This window comes from Burkholderia sp. PR2, assembly GCF_052372875.1.
Taxonomy (GTDB): Bacteria; Pseudomonadota; Gammaproteobacteria; order Burkholderiales; family Burkholderiaceae; genus Burkholderia; species Burkholderia diffusa.
Window position 1 is genome coordinate 265148 of the sequence record NZ_JBQRWH010000002.1, and the last position, 20122, is coordinate 285269.

A 20122-nucleotide genomic window follows, 5' to 3' on the forward strand; every position below is an offset into this window, starting at 1 on the left:
GGGGCACGCTCGAACCCGTGTGCCGCTTGCGTCTTTCCAGCATCGAATCCTGTCCGATGAATACGTCCAACACCATCCCGCCTTGCAACGCCGCCGCGAAGCCGGCGATCAATTTCTTCGAACGCTACCTGACGGTCTGGGTCGCGCTGTGCATCGTCGCCGGCATCGCGCTCGGCCAGGTGCTGCCCGGCCTGTTCCAGCGCATCGGCCGCATCGAGTATGCGCAAGTGAACCTGCCGGTCGGGTTGCTGATCTGGGTGATGATTATCCCGATGCTCGTGAAGGTCGATTTCGGCGCGCTGCATGAAGTGCGACGGCACGTGAGGGGGATCGGCGTCACGCTCGCCGTGAACTGGCTCGTCAAGCCGTTCTCGATGGCGTTCCTCGGCTGGCTGTTCATCCGCCAGCTGTTCGCGCCGATGCTGCCGGCGGACCAGATCGACAGCTACGTCGCCGGCCTGATCCTGCTGGCCGCAGCGCCGTGCACGGCGATGGTGTTCGTGTGGAGCCGGCTCACGGGCGGCGATCCGCTGTTCACGCTGTCGCAGGTCGCGCTGAACGACAGCATCATGGTGATCGCGTTCGCGCCGCTGGTCGGGCTGCTGCTGGGGATGTCCGCGATTACCGTGCCGTGGGCGACACTGCTCACGTCGGTGCTGCTCTACATCGTGATTCCGGTGATTCTCGCGCAGCTCTGGCGCAAGCGGCTGCTGCGGAGCGGCCAGGCGGCGTTCGATGCCGCGATGGCGAAAATCGGCCCGTGGTCGATCGCCGCGCTGCTCGCGACGCTCGTGCTGCTGTTCGCGTTCCAGGGCGAAGCGATCCTGAAGCAGCCGCTGGTGATCGCGCTGCTCGCGGTGCCGATCCTGATCCAGGTGTTCTTCAACGCGGCGCTCGCGTACTGGCTCAACCGCGCGGTGGGCGAGAAGCACGATGTCGCGTGCCCGTCCGCGCTGATCGGCGCATCCAATTTCTTCGAGCTCGCCGTCGCGGCCGCGATCAGCCTGTTCGGTTTTCACTCCGGCGCGGCGCTCGCGACCGTCGTCGGCGTGCTGATCGAGGTGCCGGTCATGCTGCTGGTGGTGCGCATCGTGAACCGGTCGAAGGGCTGGTACGAGCGCGCTTGAGCCAACCACGGAATCCATCCATGACCGACCGACTGACCGACCTGCCGCAACTCGACCCCGAACTCTTTCGCGTGCCGGACATAAGCCGCTTGCGGCCGGCTTCGCCGTCCACGCATCCGCCGCGTTTCCTGCTGCTGTATGGTTCGCTGCGCGAGCGTTCGTTCAGCCGCCTGCTCGTCGAGGAGGCCGGGCGCCTGCTCACGGCGATGGGTGCCGAGGTGCGCATGTTCAATCCGAGCGGCCTGCCGTTGCCCGACGATGCGCCGGAGAGTCACCCGAAGGTCGTCGAGCTGCGCGAACTGGTGCAGTGGTCCGAAGGGATGGTGTGGTGCTCGCCGGAACGACACGGCGCGATGACCGGCATCATGAAGTCGCAGATCGACTGGATTCCGCTGTCGATCGGCGCCGTGCGGCCGACCCAGGGCAAGACGCTCGCGGTGATGCAGGTCAGCGGCGGCTCGCAGTCATTCAACGCGGTGAACCAGATGCGCGTGCTCGGGCGCTGGATGCGGATGCTGACGATCCCGAACCAGTCGTCGGTGGCCAAGGCGTTCATGGAATTCGACGAAGCAGGGCGAATGAAGCGGTCGGCCTATTTCGATCGCGTCGTCGACGTGATGGAGGAGCTGGTGAAATTCACGCTGCTGACGCGCGACATCGGTTCGTATCTGGTCGACCGGTACAGCGAGCGGAAGGAGAGCGCGGAGGAATTGTCGAAGCGGGTGAATCAGCGGGCGATCTGAAGGAGCGGCGAGTGCGTCGTCTCGCGAGACACGATCGAGACAGGCAGCGTGTGCGAGCACGATCCACAGCCATCCGGACCGATTCAATTCCGAACGCGTGCCGCGACGAGCACCGCCACCGGCAACGCACCCAGACAGCGATCGAGCCGAATCACGCCGTCAGGCGCCGCGACTTCGCTTCCGTCGCTCAGCCAGTCGATCCACCGCTCGCCGGCGCCTTGCGGCACGACCACGGCCGTATCGCCCCATTCCCGGGGTTCCACGCGCGGCAGCGCCGGCGCGTCGCCGAGCAGCCGGCACGCGAGCCGCGTCACCGCGACCACGACCGTCGCCGCTTCGTCGCAGCGCGCGAACGCCACCGCGTGCCGCCCGAGTTTTCCGCGAACGCGCAGCGGCACGTACGCGCCGTCCGCGAACGTCGTGGGCCAGCGCGTGCGCAACGCGAGCATCCGCTCGACGAGCGCGCGCTTCACCCGCGCATCGGGCCAGTCGCGCAGGTACGCGGCGACCGGTTCGTCGACCCGCTCGGCCGCCAGCTTCGCAAACGGCACGTCGCGCCGGTTGTCCGGATCGACGAGCGAGTGATCCCATGACTCGGTACCTTGATACAGATCGGGCACGCCCGGCGACGCCATCCGCAACGCCGCCTGCGCGAGACTGTTGACGACGCCGGCCGGCGCGATCCGCGCGACGAACGCATGCAGTCGATGCGCGAAATCGCGCGTACCGTGCGGCGTCAGGATCGCGCGGACGAACGCCTCGCAAGCGCGCTCGTAGTCCGCATTCGGCGCGAGCCAGTCCGTATGCTGTTTCGCCTCGCGCAGCGCCTTCGTCTGCCACCGCACCACGCGCTCCGCGAGCGCCGCGAGTCCGGCCGCATCGTCGGGCGCGAGCCCCGGCGGCCAGCAGCCGACCAGCGTCTGGTACAGCATCGCCTCCGCGGAAGGCCCCGGCGTCCATGCAAGATCGCGATGCGCGCCGCCGCGCCATGGCTGGTTCAACGCGGACCACTCGAGCGACACCGCGCGCCACCGGTCCGGCACTTCGCTCAGCACCGCAAGCCGCACGCGCGCATCCTCGCCGCGCTTGTGATCATGCGTCGCCGTCGCGACGAGCGTGTGCGGAACGGTGCGCGCGCGTCGCCGGTTGCGTGCATGGAACGCGCCGCGCGACAGGCTGAACTCGCCGGCATCGGCGCCGACCTCGTTGCGCGACAGCAGCCGTCCGTAGCGATAGTTGGCCGTGTCCTCGACACCCTTCGCGGCGAGCGGCGCGGTGAGCTGCGCGAACGCGACACGCGCCGCGTGCAGCGCCGCGGCATCCGCGCGCGGCACGCGCGTGCCGGGCAGCGCGAGCCAGCCGGCGACGCGATCGAGCGCGTAGCGGTCGGACGGATCGATCGCCGCGCACGCCGCGTCGTACGCGTGCGCCAGCACGCGACGATCGGCACCGGTCGGCTCGTCGCCGAGGGTCGGGTAGAGCCGGTACACGGGCAGATGCACGGCGAGCTCGCCCAGCACCCGATGGATCGCAATCCGGCTGATGTCGCGCGTCGCGGGCGCGGCACGGGCGACGCGGTGCAACGCCCGCGCGACGCGTTCATGCTCGCCCGCAAGCTGCCGTGTCAGCACGCGCCGCTTGCCGGCCACCGCTTCCTGAGCGAACGAGCGCGCCGAACCCGACACGGCCGCCCAGTGCGCGGCGAGCGGCGCGGCACCAGCCGGGTCGTGCAGCAGCGCGGCGACGTCGTTCATGAAGTCGTAACCGGTCGTGCCGTCGACGCCCCATTCCTCGCGCAGCGTCTCGCCTGCAGCAAGGATCTTCTCGACGACGACATACGGCGGCTCGTCGCGCTGCGCGGCGAGCAGCGCATGCAGGCGCCGGCAGTACGCACGCGGGTCGGCGAGGCCGTCGACGTGATCGACGCGCAGGCCGTCGATGAAGCCGGCGGCATGAAGTTCCAACGGCAGTGCGTGCACCGCGTCGAACACCGCTTCGTCTTCGACGCGCACGGCTGCGAGCGTCGCGATGTCGAAGAAGCGCCGCCAGTTCAGTTCGTCGGCGGCCGTGCGCCACCATGCGAGGCGGTAATGCTGGCGTTCGAGCAGCCGGTGCAGGCACGCGCGCGAGCGCGCGCGGCGCGGATCGGCGCCGCGCAGGATCGCGTCGAACGCATGCGGGCCATGGGTGGCGGCGTAGTCGCGCAGCGCCGCGTGTGCATCCGCGAGGCGCGCGCTGCCACGTACCGGCGCGCCAGCGAAACGTTCGGCGAGTGCGTTCAGGTCCGCCCGATTGGCGATGCGCAGGATTTCCGCATAAGTTGCGGCGGCGACCGGCAACCTCCTGCCCGGGCAGGCGAGGAAGAAGCATCCGGCTGAAGGATCGGCGCCGAGCATGATGTCGCCGGCCGCGAGCGCGTCGCCGTAGGGTGCGCCGAGGCAGGGCAGCAGCACCTTGCCGTCGAGCGCCGTATCGGGCGGATGCCAGTCGATGTCGAAGTAGTGTGCGTACGGGCTCGCCGGTCCCCATTCGAGCACGTCGTTCCACCAGCCGTTCGATGCGCCGCCGACACCCATGTGGTTCGGCACGATATCGACGATCACGCCGAGGCCGCGCGCACGCAGCGCGTCGATGAGGCGGCGGAAACCGGCTTCGCCGCCGAGTTCGGCGCGGGTCGCGCGATGGTCGACGGTGTCGTAGCCGTGCGTCGAGCCGGGCTCGGCCGTCGTGATCGGCGACAGGTACAGGTGGCTCACGCCGAGCCGCGCGAAATAGTCTGCGTGCGCGGCCGCGTCCTCGAACGTGAAGCCCGCATGCAGTTGCAATCTCAGGGTCGCGCGCGGGGTCATGCATCGTCCTCCGGTACATGGCGTGCGCGCTCGATCGCCGCGATGCGTGTGCGCACGTCAGCGTCGAACAGCGCGTCGACCGTGCGCGGCAGCCGGCGCAGCCAGTTCGGGTGGCCGCATGGCAGGCCGGGCAGGTTCGGTTGTTCGGCCAGTGCGAGCAGATCCTCGAGCGGCACGATCGCGAGCGGCGACGGGCTGCGCGCGACGTACGCGAGGACGGCGCCGACCGGCGGCATATCGGCGGGCGGGACCGGATCGCTCGCCGGTGCGCAGCCCGCGTGCTGCAACGCGCGCCACAGCATCGCGCGGTCGGTGGCGCGTTCGGCCCGGGCGGCCGTGAGGTCCGGGGCGGGCGACGGTGTGTTCTGCGCGGAGGGCGCGCCGTGGCTGTCATCCGTGGCCGGCGTATCGTCACGCATGACCGGATTGTTCCGTTCGTCCCGGCCCGAGCCGTGTGCGGCCGCGGCGCGACCGATGTCGTCGCCGGCATTGCGTGCACTCGCGGCTCGCCGCACCTGGTCGCTCCGGTCAGCCGCATGCGTGGCCGCATCGGTATCGGCATCCGCGTCCGGGCCCGCCCCGGCCACGACCCGCCGCCATTCGAGATCGACACCACGCCACCAGCCGGCCACAGTCGGCAGATCATGCGTCGACGTCATCGCGATCGCGTCGCGATCCCACGCCGACGGCGGCCGAAACGCGCGACCGGCTTCACGTTCGAACCACAGCACGCGCATCCCCGCGATACCCTGCGCGCCGAGCCGCTCGCGAAAACCTTCCGGCACCGTGCCGAGATCCTCGCCGATCGCGACCGCGCGATGCCGTGCCGCTTCCAGCGCGACGAGCCGCACGAGATCGTCGAACGGATAGCGCAGGTACGCGCCGTCGCGCGGCGACCGGCCCTCCGGCACGATCCACATCCGCGCGAAGCCGAGCACGTGATCGATGCGGATCCCGCCCGCATGCGCGAAGGCCGCGCGCAGCAGCTCGACGAACGGCGCGAAGCCGTTCGCGCGCAGCGCGGCGGGCGTCCACGTCGTCACGCCCCATGCCTGGCCGTCTGCATTGAACAGGTCGGGCGGCGCGCCGACCGACACGCCGCGCAGCAGTGTCGTGCCGTGCGCCCACGCATCGCTGCCCGCGCGATCGGAGCCCACCGCGAGATCGGCGATCAGCCCGATCGTCATTCCCGTATCGCGCGCGGCACGCTGTGCGTTGCCGAGCGCGTCCGACGCGCACCATTGCAGGAACGTATGGAACGCGATCGTCTCGGCATGCGCATGGGCGAAGGCGTCGACCTCGGCTGACGCCGGCGTCAGCCACTGCGCGGGCCATTGCCGCCAGTCCGCGCCGATCCCGTGTTCGATGCAGAACGCCTGCAGCGCGTCGAAGCGCGCGTGCGCGTCGAGTGCCGTGCCGCCCGACGCGCGGAACCGCTCGAACGCGTCGCGCGACGGCTCGCCGTTCGCGCGCCACGCATCGAAACACGCGCGCAACCGGCGCAGCTTCAGCGGCAGCACGTGCGGCCAGTCGATCAGCGGCGTGTCGGCTGCGTTCGGCATGCCCGGCGCCGCGCCGCTCATTCGCCGCACGATATCGGCCCCCGGCACCGCATCGCAGTCGAGATACGCGACGTTGTGCCAGCGCCGCGACGACGGTGAATACGGGCTGTCGTGTTCGGGCAGCGCCGGGTACCCGGCATGCGTCGGACTGATTGCGACCGCGTGCGCGCCGTGCCGCGCCGCACGCGTGGCGAGGCCGGCGAGCGCGGTGTAGTCGCCCGCGCCGTCGTCGCCGGTGCGGCGCAGGCTGTAAATCTGAGCCGCGATGCCCCAGCGGTGCTGCGCGTCCGGCGCGTCGTCGCAGGCATCGAACGGCCGTGTACGCGGCGGCGCGATCGCAAGCCCGATCCGCTGCTCGCCGATGTCGAGTGCGTGATAGCCGGGCAGCGCGAGCGGCGGCAGCGTGCCGTATTCGCCCGCGCCGTTCACGCGCCCGTCGATGTGTCCGCCCGTTTCGAGTGAAATCCGGAAGCGTGCGCCGGGCGGTGCGACACCGCGTGGCAGCGTGAGCGGCACGCCGGCGTCGCCGGTCACGACGCGCGGCGTCGCGTCGTGCTCGTCGGCGAGCGCGGCCGCGCTGTCGACCCGCTCGATCGGCGTGCCGCACGGCCAGCCGAGCGCACCGACGAGCGCCATGAGCGCGTTGTCGTCGACTCGCCGGGCGACGCCGCCCGCATCGATCCAGTCGGGCTCCAGCCCGGCCGCACGCGCGAGTTCGGCGATCGGTACGTCGGTCGTCATGGCCGCGTATGCCCGTTCGAGCGGTGGCTCAGCGCATCGTGGTTGACCGCGCCGTCGCGCCACGCGATGCAGGTGCGTGCGGGCAGCCGCTCGTCGGCCAGCCGGTCGCGCGCGCGCGGCGGCGTTTCGAACACGATCTTGCCGACCGGCAGCGCCGACAGCACCGCGTCGTGCGAGCCGGGATTGAACGCGATCGTCAGCGTGCTGCCGTCGCCGAGCCGCCAGCGTGCGACGAGCGCCACCTCGGCGCCGTCGCCGTTGCGGGCCAGCAGCTCGACGCCGAGCGCGCGGGCGCCCGGCAGGTACGGCGTCACGAGCGCCGCGCGCACGGTCAGCGCGCTGCGATAGAAGCGCCGCCACGCGTCGGCGTCGGGCCAAGCGTCCTCACCCGCATGGCCGGGCGACGAGCGCAAGAAGGTGCCGACGTCGTTCGGATCGGGAATCGCGTCGCGATGCGCGGGATCGGCGAACGCGGGAAACGCGGCGAACTCGCGGCGCCGGCCTTCGCGCACGGCGTCGGCGAGTTCGCCGCGATAGTCGGTGAAGAACTGGAACGGCTGCGTGCTGCCGTCTTCCTCGCCCATGAACAGCAGCGGAATCTGCGGCGCGAGCAGCATCAGGGCGGTGGCCGCGCGCACGGCGTCGTCGTTCGCGAGCGCGCGCAGGCGTTCGCCGAACGCGCGGTTGCCGATCTGGTCGTGGTTCTGCAGGAACGTGACGAACGCGGTCGGCGGCAGGTGGGCGCTCGGCTCACCGCGCGGCGCGCCGCCGTGCAGCGGCGACGGCTCGCCCTGGTACGCGAACCCTTCGCCGAGCGTGCGCGCGAGATGGCGCAGCGGCGCATCGGCGTACGCGCGGTAGTAGCCTTCCCGCTCGCCGGTCAGCAGCACGTGCGCGCTGTTGTGGAAGTCGTCGTTCCACTGCGCGTCGAAGCCGCCGGGCCCGAGCAGACTCGCCGCATTGCGTTCGTTCTCGAGCACCAGATGCACGTGACGCGCGTCGCCCGCGTACGCGCGCACGCGGCGCGCGAGCGCGCGCAGCCACGCGTCGTCGTCGATCGCATGCGCGGCGTCGATGCGCAGGCCGTCGAAACGGAATTCGTCGAGCCAGTACAGCGCGTTGTCGATGAAGAACGCGCTCGTCTGCGCACGCGAGAAGTCGATCGCGGGCCCCCATGCGGTCTGCCGGTCCGCACGGAAAAATGCTGGTGCATAGCGCGGCAGCAGGTTGCCTTCGGGGCCGAAGTGGTTGTACACGACGTCGAGCAATACCTGCAACCCGAGCCCGTGGGCGGTGTCGACGAGTGCCTTCAGTTCCTCCGGGCGTCCGTACGACGCGTCGGGCGCGAACGGCAGCACGCCGTCGTACCCCCAATTGCGCGCGCCAGGGAACGCGTTGACGGGCATCAGTTCGATCGCGGTCACGCCGAGCGCGGCGATATCCCGCAGGCGCCGCTCGACGTTCGCATAGCCGCCGCACGCGCCGACGTGCAGTTCATACAGCACCGTCTCGTGCCACGGCCGGCCGCGCCACGCATCGTTGAGCCAGCGGTACGCGGCCGGATCGACGACCTGGCTCGGGCCATGCACGCCATCGGGCTGGAAGCGCGACGCCGGATCGGGCACGGCGAGACCGTCGTCGAGCAGGTAGCGGTACAACGTGCCGGGGCCATACGGCGCGACGACCTCGAACCAGCCGTCGCCCGCGGCCGGCATCGGGATGCGCTGCTCGCCGTGCAGTTCGACGGTGGCCGTGCGGCTCGCGGGTGCCCACAGGCGGAACCGCGTGTGCGCCGCGTCGATGCAGGTCGCGCCGAACGACGAGGCGAACGCGTGTGAGACGGGCGGATGGGCGGTACGTGACGTCATGGCGGCTCCTTACGCGGGCGGGGAGGGCGGCACGGCAGCGACGGCGATCACGGCGGCGTGCGCGGCGACGTCGAGGCCGGCCTCCGGCCATGACCGCGGCCCGGCGTCGGGCGTCGCGGTGTCGAGCAGCACGCGGTAGTCGAGCACCGGCGCGGGCAGCCGGAACGTGATGGGGTGCGTCGACGCGTTCAGCATCACGAGCAATGCCTCGGTGCGTCCGGTGCGGCCCGTGCCGACGCGTCGCATCGTCAGCGCGCGACGCTCGCCGTCCTCCCACGCGGGCACGCTCAGCGCGCCGCCGCGCTCGTCGAACCAGTCGATCTCGTGCATGCCGGGCGCGCCGTCGCGGTCGCCCGACGGATAGCGCGGCGCGGACATCACCGGGTACATGCGCCGCAGCGCGGCGAGCCGCGACACGAAACGCGTCATCTGCACGCCTTCGTCGCTGCGTGCAAGGTCCCAGTCGAGCCACGACAGTTCGTTATCCTGGCAATACGCGTTGTTGTTGCCGTGCTGCGTGCGGCCGAATTCGTCGCCGGCGACGATCATCGGCGTGCCGAGCGCGGTGAACAGCGTCGCGAGCATCGAGCGCGCGACGCGCGCGCGCAGGTCGCAGATCGACGCGTCGTCGGTCGCGCCTTCGACGCCCCAGTTAGCGCTGCAGTTGTCGTCGCGACCGTCTCGGCTGTCTTCGCCGTTTGCCTCGTTGTGCTTGTGCGCATACGAAACGAGATCGGCGAGCGTGAAGCCGTCGTGCGCGGTGACGAAGTTCACCGATGCCCACGTATGGCGCCGTTGATGATTGAACAGGTCGGCCGAGCCCGCGAGGCGCGCGGCGAGTTCGGGGCGTTGCCCTGCGTCGCCGCGCCAGAAGCGCCGCACGGTGTCGCGAAAGCGGTCGTTCCATTCGGCGAAGCCGGGCGGGTGGCGGCCGAGCTGATAGCCGCCGGGCCCGAGGTCCCACGGCTCGGTGATGAGCTTGCGCTGCGCGAGCACCGGGTCCTGCCGCAACGCGTCGAAAAACCCCGCGCCAGGCTCGAAGCCGTGATCCTCGCGGCCGAGCGTCACGCCGAGATCGAAACGGAAGCCGTCGATATTGAACGCGGTGGCCCAGTAGCGCAGCGAGTCCATCACCATCTGCACGACGCGCGGATGCGACATGTTCAAGGTATTGCCGCAGCCGGTCTCGTCGACGTGGTAACGCGGGTCGCCGGGCCGCAGCCGGTAGTAGCTGGCATTGTCGAGGCCGCGCCACGACAGCGTCGGGCCGAGTTCGTTGCCTTCGCAAGTATGGTTGTAGACGACGTCGAGCACGACCTCGATGCCGGCCGCGTGCAGTTGCCGGATCGCGATACGCATTTCGTCGAGCCGCCGCGTCGACAGATACGACGGCTCCGGCGCGAAGAACGCGGCCGTGTCGTAGCCCCAGTAGTTGCGCAGTCCGCGATTCACGAGCGCGCGCTGCTGCAGGAACGCGTGCACGGGCAGCAGCTCGACGGTCGTCACGCCGATCGACAGCAGGTGATCGACGAATGCGGGATGCGCGAGCGACGCGAAGGTGCCGCGTTCCGGCGCGCGCAGCCCGGCGCGGCGCATCGACGCGCCGCGCACGTGGGCCTCGTAGATCACTGTGCTGCGCCACGGCACGTTCGGGCGCTGGTCGGTGCGCCAGTCGAACGCCTCGTCGACGACCACGGCCTTCGGCATCGCGGGCGCCGAATCGCGGCGGTCCATCGACAGGTCCGCGCGGTTCGAATGCACGCGATAGCCGAACAGCGCGTCGGACCAGCGGAAATGACCGACCAGCTTGCGCGCGTACGGGTCGAGCAGCAGCTTGGTCGGATTGAAGCGGTGACCATGCTGCGGCTGATACGGGCCGTCCGCGCGAAAGCCGTACACGGTGCCCGGATGCGCGTTCGGCAGGTACCCGTGCCACACCTCGTCGGTGCACTCGGGCAGGTCGAGCCGTGCGAGTTCCTTGCGGCCGGTCGGGTCGAACACGCACAGCTGGATGCGCTGCGCGTGCGCGGAAAACACCGCGAAATTGGTGCCGAGACCGTCCCAGGTCGCACCGAGCGGATAGGCGCGGCCGGGATCGAGTCGGGATGGCAGGGCGGTCGGCATGGGGCGGGTCTCCGTGTCGAGGTCGCCGGGTGTCAGGCAGGGCTCAGCCACACGGTCGCGAGCGGCGGCAGGCGCAACGTGGCCGACCACGATTCGCCGTGCGCGGGCACGGCTTCCGCCCACACGGCGCCGTCGTTGCCGGCATTGGTGCCGCCGTACACGGCCGCATCGGTGTTCATCAGCTCGCGCCACTGGCCGGGCGCGGGCAGCCCGATGCGATAGCCGGCGCGCGGCACCGGCGTGACGTTGCTGACCGCGACGACGAGGCGTCCGACATCGTCGCGGCGCGCGAACGCGAACACGCTGTTGTCGCGATCGTCGCCGATCAGCCACGCGAAGCCTTCTGCGTGGCAGTCGAGCGCATGGAGCGCCGGCTCGGCCGCGTACACGCGGTTCAGGTCGCGCACGAGCCGTTGCACGCCGCGATGCGCGGGCGCGTCGAGCAGATCCCAGTGCGGCGTCGCGTCGTGCGCGAACTCGGCCCATTGCGCGAATTCGCTGCCCATGAACAGCAGCTTCTTGCCGGGATGCGCCCACATGAAGCCGAAGTAAGCGCGCAGCGTCGCGAGCCGCTGCCACGCGTCGCCGGGCATCTTCGTGGCGAGCGAGCCCTTGCCGTGCACGACCTCGTCGTGCGACAGCGGCAGCACGAAGCGTTCGGAGAACGCATAGACGAGCCCGAACGTCATCCGGTCGTGGTGATAGCGGCGATGGACCGGATCCTCGCGCAGATACGCGAGCGTGTCGTGCATCCAGCCCATGTTCCACTTGAAGTCGAAGCCGAGCCCGCCGTCGCCGGTCGACGCGGTGACGCCCGGCCACGCCGTCGATTCCTCCGCGAAGGTGACGACGCCCTGCGGCGCGAGCGCACCGTGCAGCGTGTCGTTCAGCGTGCGCAGGAACGCGACCGATTCGAGATTCTCGCGCCCGCCGTGGACATTCGGCACCCACTCGCCTTCCTTGCGCGAATAGTCGCGGTACAGCATCGACGCGACCGCGTCGACGCGGATCCCGTCGACGTGATAGCGCCGTGCCCATGCGAGCGCCGACGCGACGAGGAACGCGCCGACCTCGTTGCGCCCGAGGTTGAACACGCAGGTGTTCCAGTCGGGATGCATGCCTTCGCGCGGGTCGGCGTGCTCGTACAGCGCGCTGCCGTCGAATTGCGCGAGACCGTGCGGGTCGTTGGGGAAGTGCGCGGGCACCCAGTCGACGATGACGCCGATGCCGGCCGCATGCGCGCGATCGACGAAGCGCGCGAAACCGTCGACCGGCCCGAAGCGCGCGGACGGCGCGAACTGCGCGAGCGGCTGGTAGCCCCACGAGCCGCCGAACGGATACTCGGAAATCGGCATGAACTCGACGTGCGTGAAGCCCATGCCGCGCACGTACGGGATCAGCCGCTCGGCGAGCTCGTCCCAGGTCGCGCTGCGGTCCATTTCCTCGGGCACGCGCTGCCATGACTCCGCATGCACCTCGTAGATCGACCATGGGATGCGGAAGCGGCGGTCCGCGTGCGGCCGTGCGCGCAGCCAGTCGTCGTCGTGCCACGCGAACGCGTCGAGCGCCGCCGTGTCGGCGACGACGGACGCGGTGCGCGGCGGTGCCTCGGTCGCTCGCGCGCACGGGTCGGCCTTGTGCGGCAGCACGCGCCCGTCGCTCGCGCGCAGCTCGTACTTGTAGTGCTCGCCTGCGCCGATGCCTGGCACGAACAGCTCCCACACGCCCCACGGCCGCCGTAGCCGCATCGGATGACGACGGCCGTCCCAGACGTTGAAGTCGCCGACCACCGACACGCGCTGCGCGTTCGGTGCCCACACCGCGAAGCGCACGCCGTCGACGCCGTCGATGCGCGCGGGCGTCGCGCCGAGGCAGTCGAGCACGGCGGCGGGGTCGCCGGCCGCGAAACGCGCGAGCGCCGCGTCGTCGAGCAGCATGCCGAACGCATAGGCGTCGTCGGTCACCTGGCGCGTGTCGGGCCAGTCGATCGCGAGCCTGTAGTGGCCGTCGTGCGCGAGCGTCCCCGCGAAACAGCCGGCGTCGTTCACGCACGCGAGCGTGCCGAGCTCGTCGCCGTCGGGCGTCACCGCGCGCACGCGCCGCGCGCCGGGCAGCAGTGCGCGCACGACGATCCGCCCGGCATCCCCGTGCGGGCCGAGGCACGCAAACGGGTCTGGATGGCGGCCGGCGAGCAGTGCATCGATATCGCGACGGTCGAACAGCATGTCGGTCATTGGGCGCCTCCGTTGTCGGGTGTGCCGTGCGCGTCGAGCAGGCGTTCGACGAGCGCGGCGAGCCCGCCGACCGGCACGCCGAGCCAGTCGGGGCGGTTCGCGGCCTCGTAGCACAGCTCGTACGACGCCTTGTCGATCAGGAACAGCGCGAGCAGGCGATCGGCGTAGCGCGGGTCGACGAAGCGTTCGGGCGCCTCGTCGGCGGCCGCGCGATAGCATTCGACGAAGCGATCGGCGGCGGCCTGCCCGAAGCGGTCGAACAGCGCACGCTTGCGGCCGGCCGCCTGCGGCGGCGCCTTCTCGATCGCGAATTGCGCGGTCGCGCTCACGTACGACAGCGAGCGCAGGAAGCCGGCCACGTCGCGCAGCGGATGCGACTTCGCACGGCGCCGCGCGAGCGGACGCGCGGGCTCGCCCTCGAAGTCGATCAGCAGCGCGTCGCCCTGCACGTCGAGCACCTGGCCGAGATGGAAATCGCCGTGAATCCGCGTGCATTGTGCGTCGAGCGTGCGCGGCACCAGTTCGCCAAGCGCCTGCACGGCCGCGTCGCGCGACGCGAGCAGCGTGTCGGCGGCGGCGCGCATGGCCGGATCGAGCGCATCGAGCCGCGTGGCCAGTACGTCGAGCGCGTGCCTGAACGACGTGATCGCGTCGAAACACCAGCCGTCGACGTGCTCGGGCGTCGCGCGCTCCGGCGTGAACGCCGGATCGTCGCACGGCTGCGCCAGCGCGACGTGCAGCTGGCCGAGCCGCGTGCCGACGATGCCCGCGAACGCCGCGTAGCCGAGCAGCGCATCCGGTTCCTCGTCGGGCTCGGCCGCTTCGCCGTCGGCGACGGCGGGCAGCGCGAGCTCGTCGACCGCGCGTTTCAGGAAGTCGAATGAACGCGTCCACGCGTCGCCCTGGTTGTCGACGTAGCGCTGCAGGATCGCGACCGTATGCGGCGAGCCGTCCGGATCGACGTGCACGACCTCGCCGGCGAGCGTCGCGGTGTTCGCGTAGCCGATCCGCGTCAAGTGGCGGCTCATCTCCGCTTCCGGATGGATGCCGTGCGCGACCTTGCGCACCAGCTTCAGCACGATCTCGTCGCCGATCACGAGCGAGCTGTTGGTCTGCTCGGCCGCGAGCCAGCGCACGTCGGCGTCGTCGCCGGGGTCGAGCGCGGCAAGCGCATGTTCGGGCAGGAAGTCGAGGCGGCCGCCGTCGGACGTCGGCACCGTCGCGCCGTCGCGCAGCTTGCGCAGCATCCCGCGCGCGAACGCGGGCAGCGCGAACGCGTCGGTCAGGTAGCCGACCGTGTGGCCGCGCCGCACGCGCGCGAGCGCGAGCTGGGCGAACAGCGGATGCGACGTCTCGCCGCCCCATGCGGCAGCCAGCGGCACGACGTAGCGTTCGACGCCGCCATCGCTCGCGGACACCCAGGCCTCCGCGTACTGGAACGGCTCGTCCGGTATCGGCGTGACGACATTCAGCCACGCATTGCCGATCTTGCGGTCCTTCGACGCGAACCAGCGCCGCCGCGTGAGCCACGACGCGAGCGCATCGTGCGCGAGCGTATGCAGCTGCCCGACGTCGGGCCGCACGTCGCCGCGCCGCATCACGATCGTCACGTATTCGGGCAGCGGCTTCGCGTGCGGCTGCCGCCACGACGGCTCGCGGCCGTGCTCGGACAGCACGAACCATAGAAACCCGTACGGCGGAAAGGTGAGCAGGTAAGTGAGCTGCCCGATCGGCGGAAACGCCGAGTCCGACGTCATCTCGATCGGCACGCGGCCCGCGAATTCGGAGAGGTCGAGTTCGACCGCCTGCGACGAGCGCGACAGGTTCGCGACGCACAGCACCGTCTCGTGGCCTTCGAGTTCGCGCAGGTACGCGAGCACCTTGCGGTTCTCCGGGCGCAGGAAGCGGATCGTGCCGCGCCCGAACGACTGCGTCGCGCGACGCGTCGACAGGATGCGGCGCATCCAGTTCAGCAGCGAATGCGGGTCGCGCGTCTGCGCCTCGACGTTGACCGCGTCATAGCCGTACAGCGAGCCCATCACGGGCGGCAGCACCAGCAGTTCCGGGTCCGCGCGAGAGAAGCCGCCGTTGCGGTCCGACGACCATTGCATCGGCGTGCGTACGCCGTCGCGGTCGCCGAGGTGGATGTTGTCGCCCATCCCGAGTTCGTCGCCGTAGTAGATGACCGGCGTGCCGGGCATCGACAGCAGCAGCGAGTTGATCAGCTCGATGCGGCGCCGGTCGCGCTCCATCAGCGGCGCGAGGCGGCGTCGGATGCCGAGGTTGAGCCGCGCGCGCCGGTCGGACGCATAGGTCTGCCACAGCAGGTCGCGCTCCGAGTCGGTCACCATCTCGAGCGTCAGCTCGTCGTGATTGCGCAGGAACACGGCCCACTGGTTGCTCGGCGCGAGCGCCGGCGTCTGCCGCATGATGTCGACGATCGGGAAGCGGTCCTCGCTCGCGATCGACATGTAGATGCGCGGCATCAGCGGGAAGTGGAACGCCATGTGGCATTCGTCCTCGTGGCCGAAGTATTCCTGCACGTCTTCCGGCCACTGGTTCGCTTCCGCGAGCAGCATGCGGTTCGGATACTCGGCGTCGATCGTCGCGCGAATGCGTTTCAGGATCGCGTGCGTCTCCGGCAGGTTCTCGTTGTTGGTGCCTTCGCGCTCGACCAGGTACGGAACTGCGTCGAGCCGCAGTCCGTCGATGCCGAGATCGAGCCAGAAGCGCATTACCTGGAGCACCTCGCGCACGACGGCCGGATTGTCGAAGTTCAGGTCCGGCTGGTGCGAGTAGAAGCGGTGCCAGTAGTACTGGCCTGCAATCGGGTCGTGCGTCCAGTTCGACGTTTCGGTATCGAGGAAGATGATCCGCGTGCCGGTGTATTTCGTGTCGGTATCGGACCACACGTAGTAGTCGCGATGTATCGAGCCGGGCTTCGCGCGCCGCGCGCGCTGGAACCACGGATGCTGGTCCGATGTGTGGTTGATCACCAGTTCGGTGATCACGCGGATCCCGCGCGCGTGCGCTTCGCGGATGAAGCGCCGCACGTCGGCGAGCGTGCCGTAGTCGGGGTGCACGTCGCGGTAATCGGCGATGTCGTAGCCGTCGTCGCGGCGCGGCGACGGGTAGAACGGCAGCAGCCAGATCGTGTCGACGCCGAGCTCGGCGATGTAGTCGAGCTTCATGATCAGGCCGGGGAAGTCGCCGATCCCGTCGTTGTTCGAGTCGTAGAACGACTTCACGTGTACCTGGTAGATGATCGCGTCCTTGTACCACAGCGGATCGTCCGCGCAGAGCGCGGGTGCGCGGCGTCGCGACCGGCGACGGCGCGGCGTGCCGGCCGGTGCGAGCGAAGGGAACTGCGCGCGGCGCACGTCGTCGAGGGAGTCTTCGCGTTTCATCATGCGTGTGCTCCGGAAGGGTGTCGGGCGTCGCCCGGCTCGGGCGCCGCCGCTCGCGCGGCGCCGGGAGACGGCGCGAGCCGCCAGATCGCATACGGCCGCACGTGCGGGTCGAGCGACACGTACTGGCGATGCCCGCGCCACGTTTCGGCATGCGCGGCGTCCTGTTCGAACGCGTCGAGCGGTTCGCCGTCGACGAGCCCGAAGCCGCGCCACAGCGACGCGTCGAGCGTGAAGTTCGCGGCCTGCGGGTGCCACGGGTCGAGGCTGATCGCGACCGCGACGACGCTGTCGTGCGCGGGCGTCGCCTTCACGAACACGAGGACCTGGTCGTTGTCCGCGTCGGCGAACGTGAGGCCGAGGTGAGTCTGCAGCGCCGGATGCTCGCGCCGCGCGCGGTTCAGCCGCGCGACTTCGCCGCCGATGTGCGCGGCCTTGTTCCAGTCGCGCGCGCGCAGCTCGTATTTCTCCGCATCCGCGTATTCCTCGCTGTCGGGCAGCGGCGCCGATTCGCCGATCTCGAAGCCCGAATACAGGCCCCACGAGCCGGCGAGCGTCGCCGCGAGCGCCGCGCGGATCACGAACTGCGAGCGCGGCGCATTCTGCAGGTGGCGCGGATTGATGTCGGGCGTGTTCACGAAGAAGTTCGGCCGGAAAAACTCGCGCGGCGGGCCGGCCGTCAGCTCGGTCAGGTAATCGATGAACTCGCGCTTCGTCTCGCGCCACGTGAAATACGTGTACGACTGCGAGAAGCCGACCTTCGCGAGCCGGTACATCATGCCCGGCCGCGTGAACGCCTCCGACAGGAACACGACGTCCGGATGCTTGCCGCGCACGTCGGCGATCATCCACGCCCAGAACGGAAGCGGCTTCGTGTGCGGATTGTCGACGCGGAAAATCCGCACGCCCGCGTCGACCCAGAACAGCACCGCGTCGCGCAACGCGACCCACAAGTCGGGCAGCGCGTCCGGCGCGTAGAAGTCGGGATTCACGATGTCCTGATAGCGCTTCGGCGGATTTTCCGCGAAGCGCAGCGAGCCGTCGGGCCGCCATGCGAACCAGCCCGGGTGCGCGGCGAGCCACGGATGGTCGGGCGAGCACTGGATCGCGAAGTCCAGCGCGATCTCGAGCCCTTGCGCGCGCGCCGCCTCGACCAGCGTCCGGAACGACGCGAGCGTGCCGAGCTGCGGATGCACGGCCGTGTGGCCGCCGTCGTGCGAGCCGATCGCGTACGGGCTGCCGACGTCGTCCGGGCCGGCCTTCAGCGTGTTGTTGCGGCCCTTGCGCGCGGTCGTGCCGATCGGGTGGATCGGCGGGAAATACAGCACGTCGAAACCCATGTCACGGATGCGCGGCAACTGCGCGATCACGTCGTCGAACGTGCCGTGCCGGTGCGCATCGTTGCTCGCCGAGCGCGGGAACATTTCGTACCAGCTCGAGAAGCGCGCGGCGCGGCGCTCGACGTCGACCGGATAAACCGTTTCGTCATGGGTGACGAACGGCCGGTAGCGCAGCGCCGCGAAGTCATCGGCGAGCGCGGGCGCGCCGATCAGCGCGAGGCGTTCGTCGGGCGACGCGTCCTTGAATTCGGCGCTCAGCCGTTCCATCTGCCCGATCGCGCGCGGATCGGCCGGGTCGGCCTGCTTCAGCGCGGCCGCGAGCAGCAGTTGCGCTTCGCGCACCTCCAGCGTCACGTCCTGACCGGCCGCACGCTTCTTCGCGATGTCGGTGACGAGCGATGCCCAGTCGTCGCGCCATGCGATCACGCGGAACGCGTGGCGGCCGAGCCGGTCGAGCGAGATGCGCGCGTGCCAGCGATCGTTCGGCTCGGCGACGAACGGCACTTCGCGCCAGTCGTCCTCGTCGTCCGCGCGCCATTGCAGCGCTGCCGCGAGATGCGCATGCCCGTCCGAGAAAATAGATGCGTGTACAACCAGCGTTTCGCCGATTACGCGCTTGATCGCGAAGCGGCCGCCGTCCACGGCCGGCTCGACGCGTTCGATCGCGATCCGGTCGGCCGCGAGCGCGGCGGACAGCGCGGTACGCTCGCTCGCGGCGTTGGCGCGCGGGATCGCTGGCGGCGCGCGCCAGGCTTCGCGCAGTGCGTAGCCGCCGGGTTCGAGCGTGAACGCTTCCAGCGCGACCGGCGCGTGCTTGCGCGCGCCGTCCGGCGTCGCGACATGGGTGAAGCCGCCCGGCACGCCGGGCAGGATCGTGGCGGGATCGACCAGCGCTTCGGCATCGAGATCGGGATTCAGCGCGATCAGCAGTGCCGTGTCGTCGTGCTCGAGCGACGGGCCCGTGCCGCGCAACAGCGCGGTCGCGGCTGCGCCGGGCGCGCTCAGTTGCGCGATTTCGCCGCGCTGGGCCGCGAGCGGCGTCGCGCGGCGCCATGCATTCGCGTCGGCGATCGCGCCGGACAGGTCGAAGCGCGCGCCGTCGAACGCAGCGCGATAGCGCGTGGCATCCGCATCGCGTGCCATCAGCGGCAGCGTGACGCCGCGTTCGAAGCCCATCGGCACGAGCCAGCCTGTGCCGACCGCCGCCGCGGTCCACAAAGCGCGGTGATACGCCCGGGCGACCGTCTCGTCCGGCGCGTCGCGCCAGTCGTCGGCGAGACGCGGACCGTCGTAGGCGTCGGGAAACGCGATCGGCGAGCCGATGCGCCGCAACAGACGGTGTTCGTCCGCGAACCACGGCGAACGCAGATCCCACCAGCGTACCGACGAGAACACCGCGTCGAAGCCGGCCGCCTCGAATTGCGCGAGCGCGTCGCGCGCATGGCCGGGTACGCCGGCCAGCACCGCGACGTCCGGTCGCGCGCGCCGCAGCGCCGCGCGCCAGCCGGGCCACCACGCGGCCGGCAGATGATGCGGCGCGTCGATCAGGAAGCCGGCCGCGCCGGCGTCCGCGAACGCAGCGAGATGCGCGCACCACCACGCGGCGAGTGCGTCGTGTGTCGAATCCTCGCCGACCTGTGCATGCGCGACGTCGAGTTCATGCGCGGCGCGGCGCGGATCGATCAGCGCGTCGTCGTGCGAGCGCTCGACGTACCAGTCCGGATGCTCGACGCGCAGCGGATTGTCGCGCGCGATGCGATCGGGCACGACTTCGAGCATCACGCGCAGCCCGTGGCCTTGCGCAAGCTGCGCGAGCCGCGAGAACGTCTCGAGCGCGCCGGCGCGCGTCGCGAACGTCGCGGCCGGCCGATGGAAGTCGGCGACGTGACGCGGAAAACCCGCGACGCTGGTGGCCCAGAAGCCGCCGATCAGCACGTGATCGAAGCCCATGCCCGCGATGTGTGCGAACGTGTCTGGCCACGCGTCGAGCGGACCGACGAGGCGGGCATCGCAGAAGTAGAGATGTGGGGCGAAGGGGGGCGTGACGTTCATGGAATGGCGTGGGCGGGCGGCGGCGAACGGTAACGGCCGTGCGCCGCAACCCGCGTGCCTGCGGCGCTGCGCCCC

The 20122-nt window shown here is 70.5% G+C and carries 9 protein-coding genes; 2 read left to right on the plus strand and 7 right to left on the minus strand.

Annotation, left to right across the window (positions count from 1 at the left end):
• Window positions 1–56: 56 nt before the first annotated feature.
• Window positions 57–1127, plus strand: a complete 1071-nt coding sequence (arsB, locus tag ACT2FV_RS12790) for an ACR3 family arsenite efflux transporter (RefSeq protein WP_444504022.1) — start codon at window positions 57–59, stop codon at window positions 1125–1127.
• Between the two features lie 20 nt (window positions 1128–1147).
• Entirely contained in the window at window positions 1148–1870 is a 723-nt protein-coding gene (gene arsH, locus ACT2FV_RS12795) for an arsenical resistance protein ArsH (protein ID WP_444504023.1), read from the plus strand.
• 83 nt (window positions 1871–1953) lie between these two features.
• Here arsH and treY read toward each other — a convergent pair whose 3' ends face one another.
• The 7 genes from treY to ACT2FV_RS12830 are packed head-to-tail and all read right to left on the minus strand — an operon-like array spanning window position 1954 to window position 20047.
• Window positions 1954–4719 (minus strand): malto-oligosyltrehalose synthase, encoded by a 2766-nt coding sequence (gene treY / locus ACT2FV_RS12800; protein WP_444504024.1) that lies wholly within the window; start codon window positions 4717–4719, stop codon window positions 1954–1956.
• The gene (gene malQ / locus ACT2FV_RS12805) at window positions 4716–7022 is read right to left on the minus strand and encodes a 4-alpha-glucanotransferase (RefSeq protein WP_444504025.1); all 2307 of its coding nucleotides are present in this window, start codon (window positions 7020–7022) and stop codon (window positions 4716–4718) included. The genes treY and malQ overlap by 4 nt, the downstream gene beginning before the upstream one ends.
• Window positions 7019–8890: a malto-oligosyltrehalose trehalohydrolase gene (gene treZ / locus ACT2FV_RS12810; protein WP_444504026.1), complete on the minus strand. Its 1872-nt coding sequence runs from the start codon at window positions 8888–8890 to the stop codon at window positions 7019–7021. The genes malQ and treZ overlap by 4 nt, the downstream gene beginning before the upstream one ends.
• 9 nt (window positions 8891–8899) lie before the next feature.
• Window positions 8900–11014 carry a glycogen debranching protein GlgX gene (gene glgX / locus ACT2FV_RS12815; RefSeq protein ID WP_124901587.1) on the minus strand — a complete coding sequence of 705 codons (2115 nt, stop codon included), beginning with the start codon at window positions 11012–11014 and terminating at the stop codon, window positions 8900–8902.
• Between the two features lie 32 nt (window positions 11015–11046).
• A complete protein-coding gene (gene glgB, locus ACT2FV_RS12820; RefSeq protein ID WP_444504027.1) occupies window positions 11047–13248 on the minus strand; it encodes a 1,4-alpha-glucan branching protein GlgB in 2202 nt (733 codons plus the stop codon).
• Window positions 13245–16655, minus strand: coding sequence for a maltose alpha-D-glucosyltransferase (gene treS, locus ACT2FV_RS12825; RefSeq protein ID WP_444504270.1), 3411 nt, complete (start codon window positions 16653–16655; stop codon window positions 13245–13247). Before treS ends, glgB begins: the two co-directional genes overlap by 4 nt.
• Window positions 16655–20047 carry a maltotransferase domain-containing protein gene (locus ACT2FV_RS12830; RefSeq protein WP_444504028.1) on the minus strand — a complete coding sequence of 1131 codons (3393 nt, stop codon included), beginning with the start codon at window positions 20045–20047 and terminating at the stop codon, window positions 16655–16657. Before ACT2FV_RS12830 ends, treS begins: the two co-directional genes overlap by 1 nt.
• Window positions 20048–20122 lie beyond the last annotated feature (75 nt).

Excerpts from the sequence above, each read along its gene's own strand:
- arsB (WP_444504022.1), top strand. The coding sequence starts at position 57 with ATGAATACGTCCAACACCATCCCGCCTTGCAACGCCGCCGCGAAGCCG.
- arsH (WP_444504023.1), top strand. The coding sequence starts at position 1,148 with ATGACCGACCGACTGACCGACCTGCCGCAACTCGACCCCGAACTCTTT.
- treY (WP_444504024.1), bottom strand. The coding sequence starts at position 4,719 with ATGACCCCGCGCGCGACCCTGAGATTGCAACTGCATGCGGGCTTCACG.
- malQ (WP_444504025.1), bottom strand. The coding sequence starts at position 7,022 with ATGACGACCGACGTACCGATCGCCGAACTCGCGCGTGCGGCCGGGCTG.
- treZ (WP_444504026.1), bottom strand. The coding sequence starts at position 8,890 with ATGACGTCACGTACCGCCCATCCGCCCGTCTCACACGCGTTCGCCTCG.
- glgX (WP_124901587.1), bottom strand. The coding sequence starts at position 11,014 with ATGCCGACCGCCCTGCCATCCCGACTCGATCCCGGCCGCGCCTATCCG.
- glgB (WP_444504027.1), bottom strand. The coding sequence starts at position 13,248 with ATGACCGACATGCTGTTCGACCGTCGCGATATCGATGCACTGCTCGCC.
- treS (WP_444504270.1), bottom strand. The coding sequence starts at position 16,655 with ATGAAACGCGAAGACTCCCTCGACGACGTGCGCCGCGCGCAGTTCCCT.
- ACT2FV_RS12830 (WP_444504028.1), bottom strand. The coding sequence starts at position 20,047 with ATGAACGTCACGCCCCCCTTCGCCCCACATCTCTACTTCTGCGATGCC.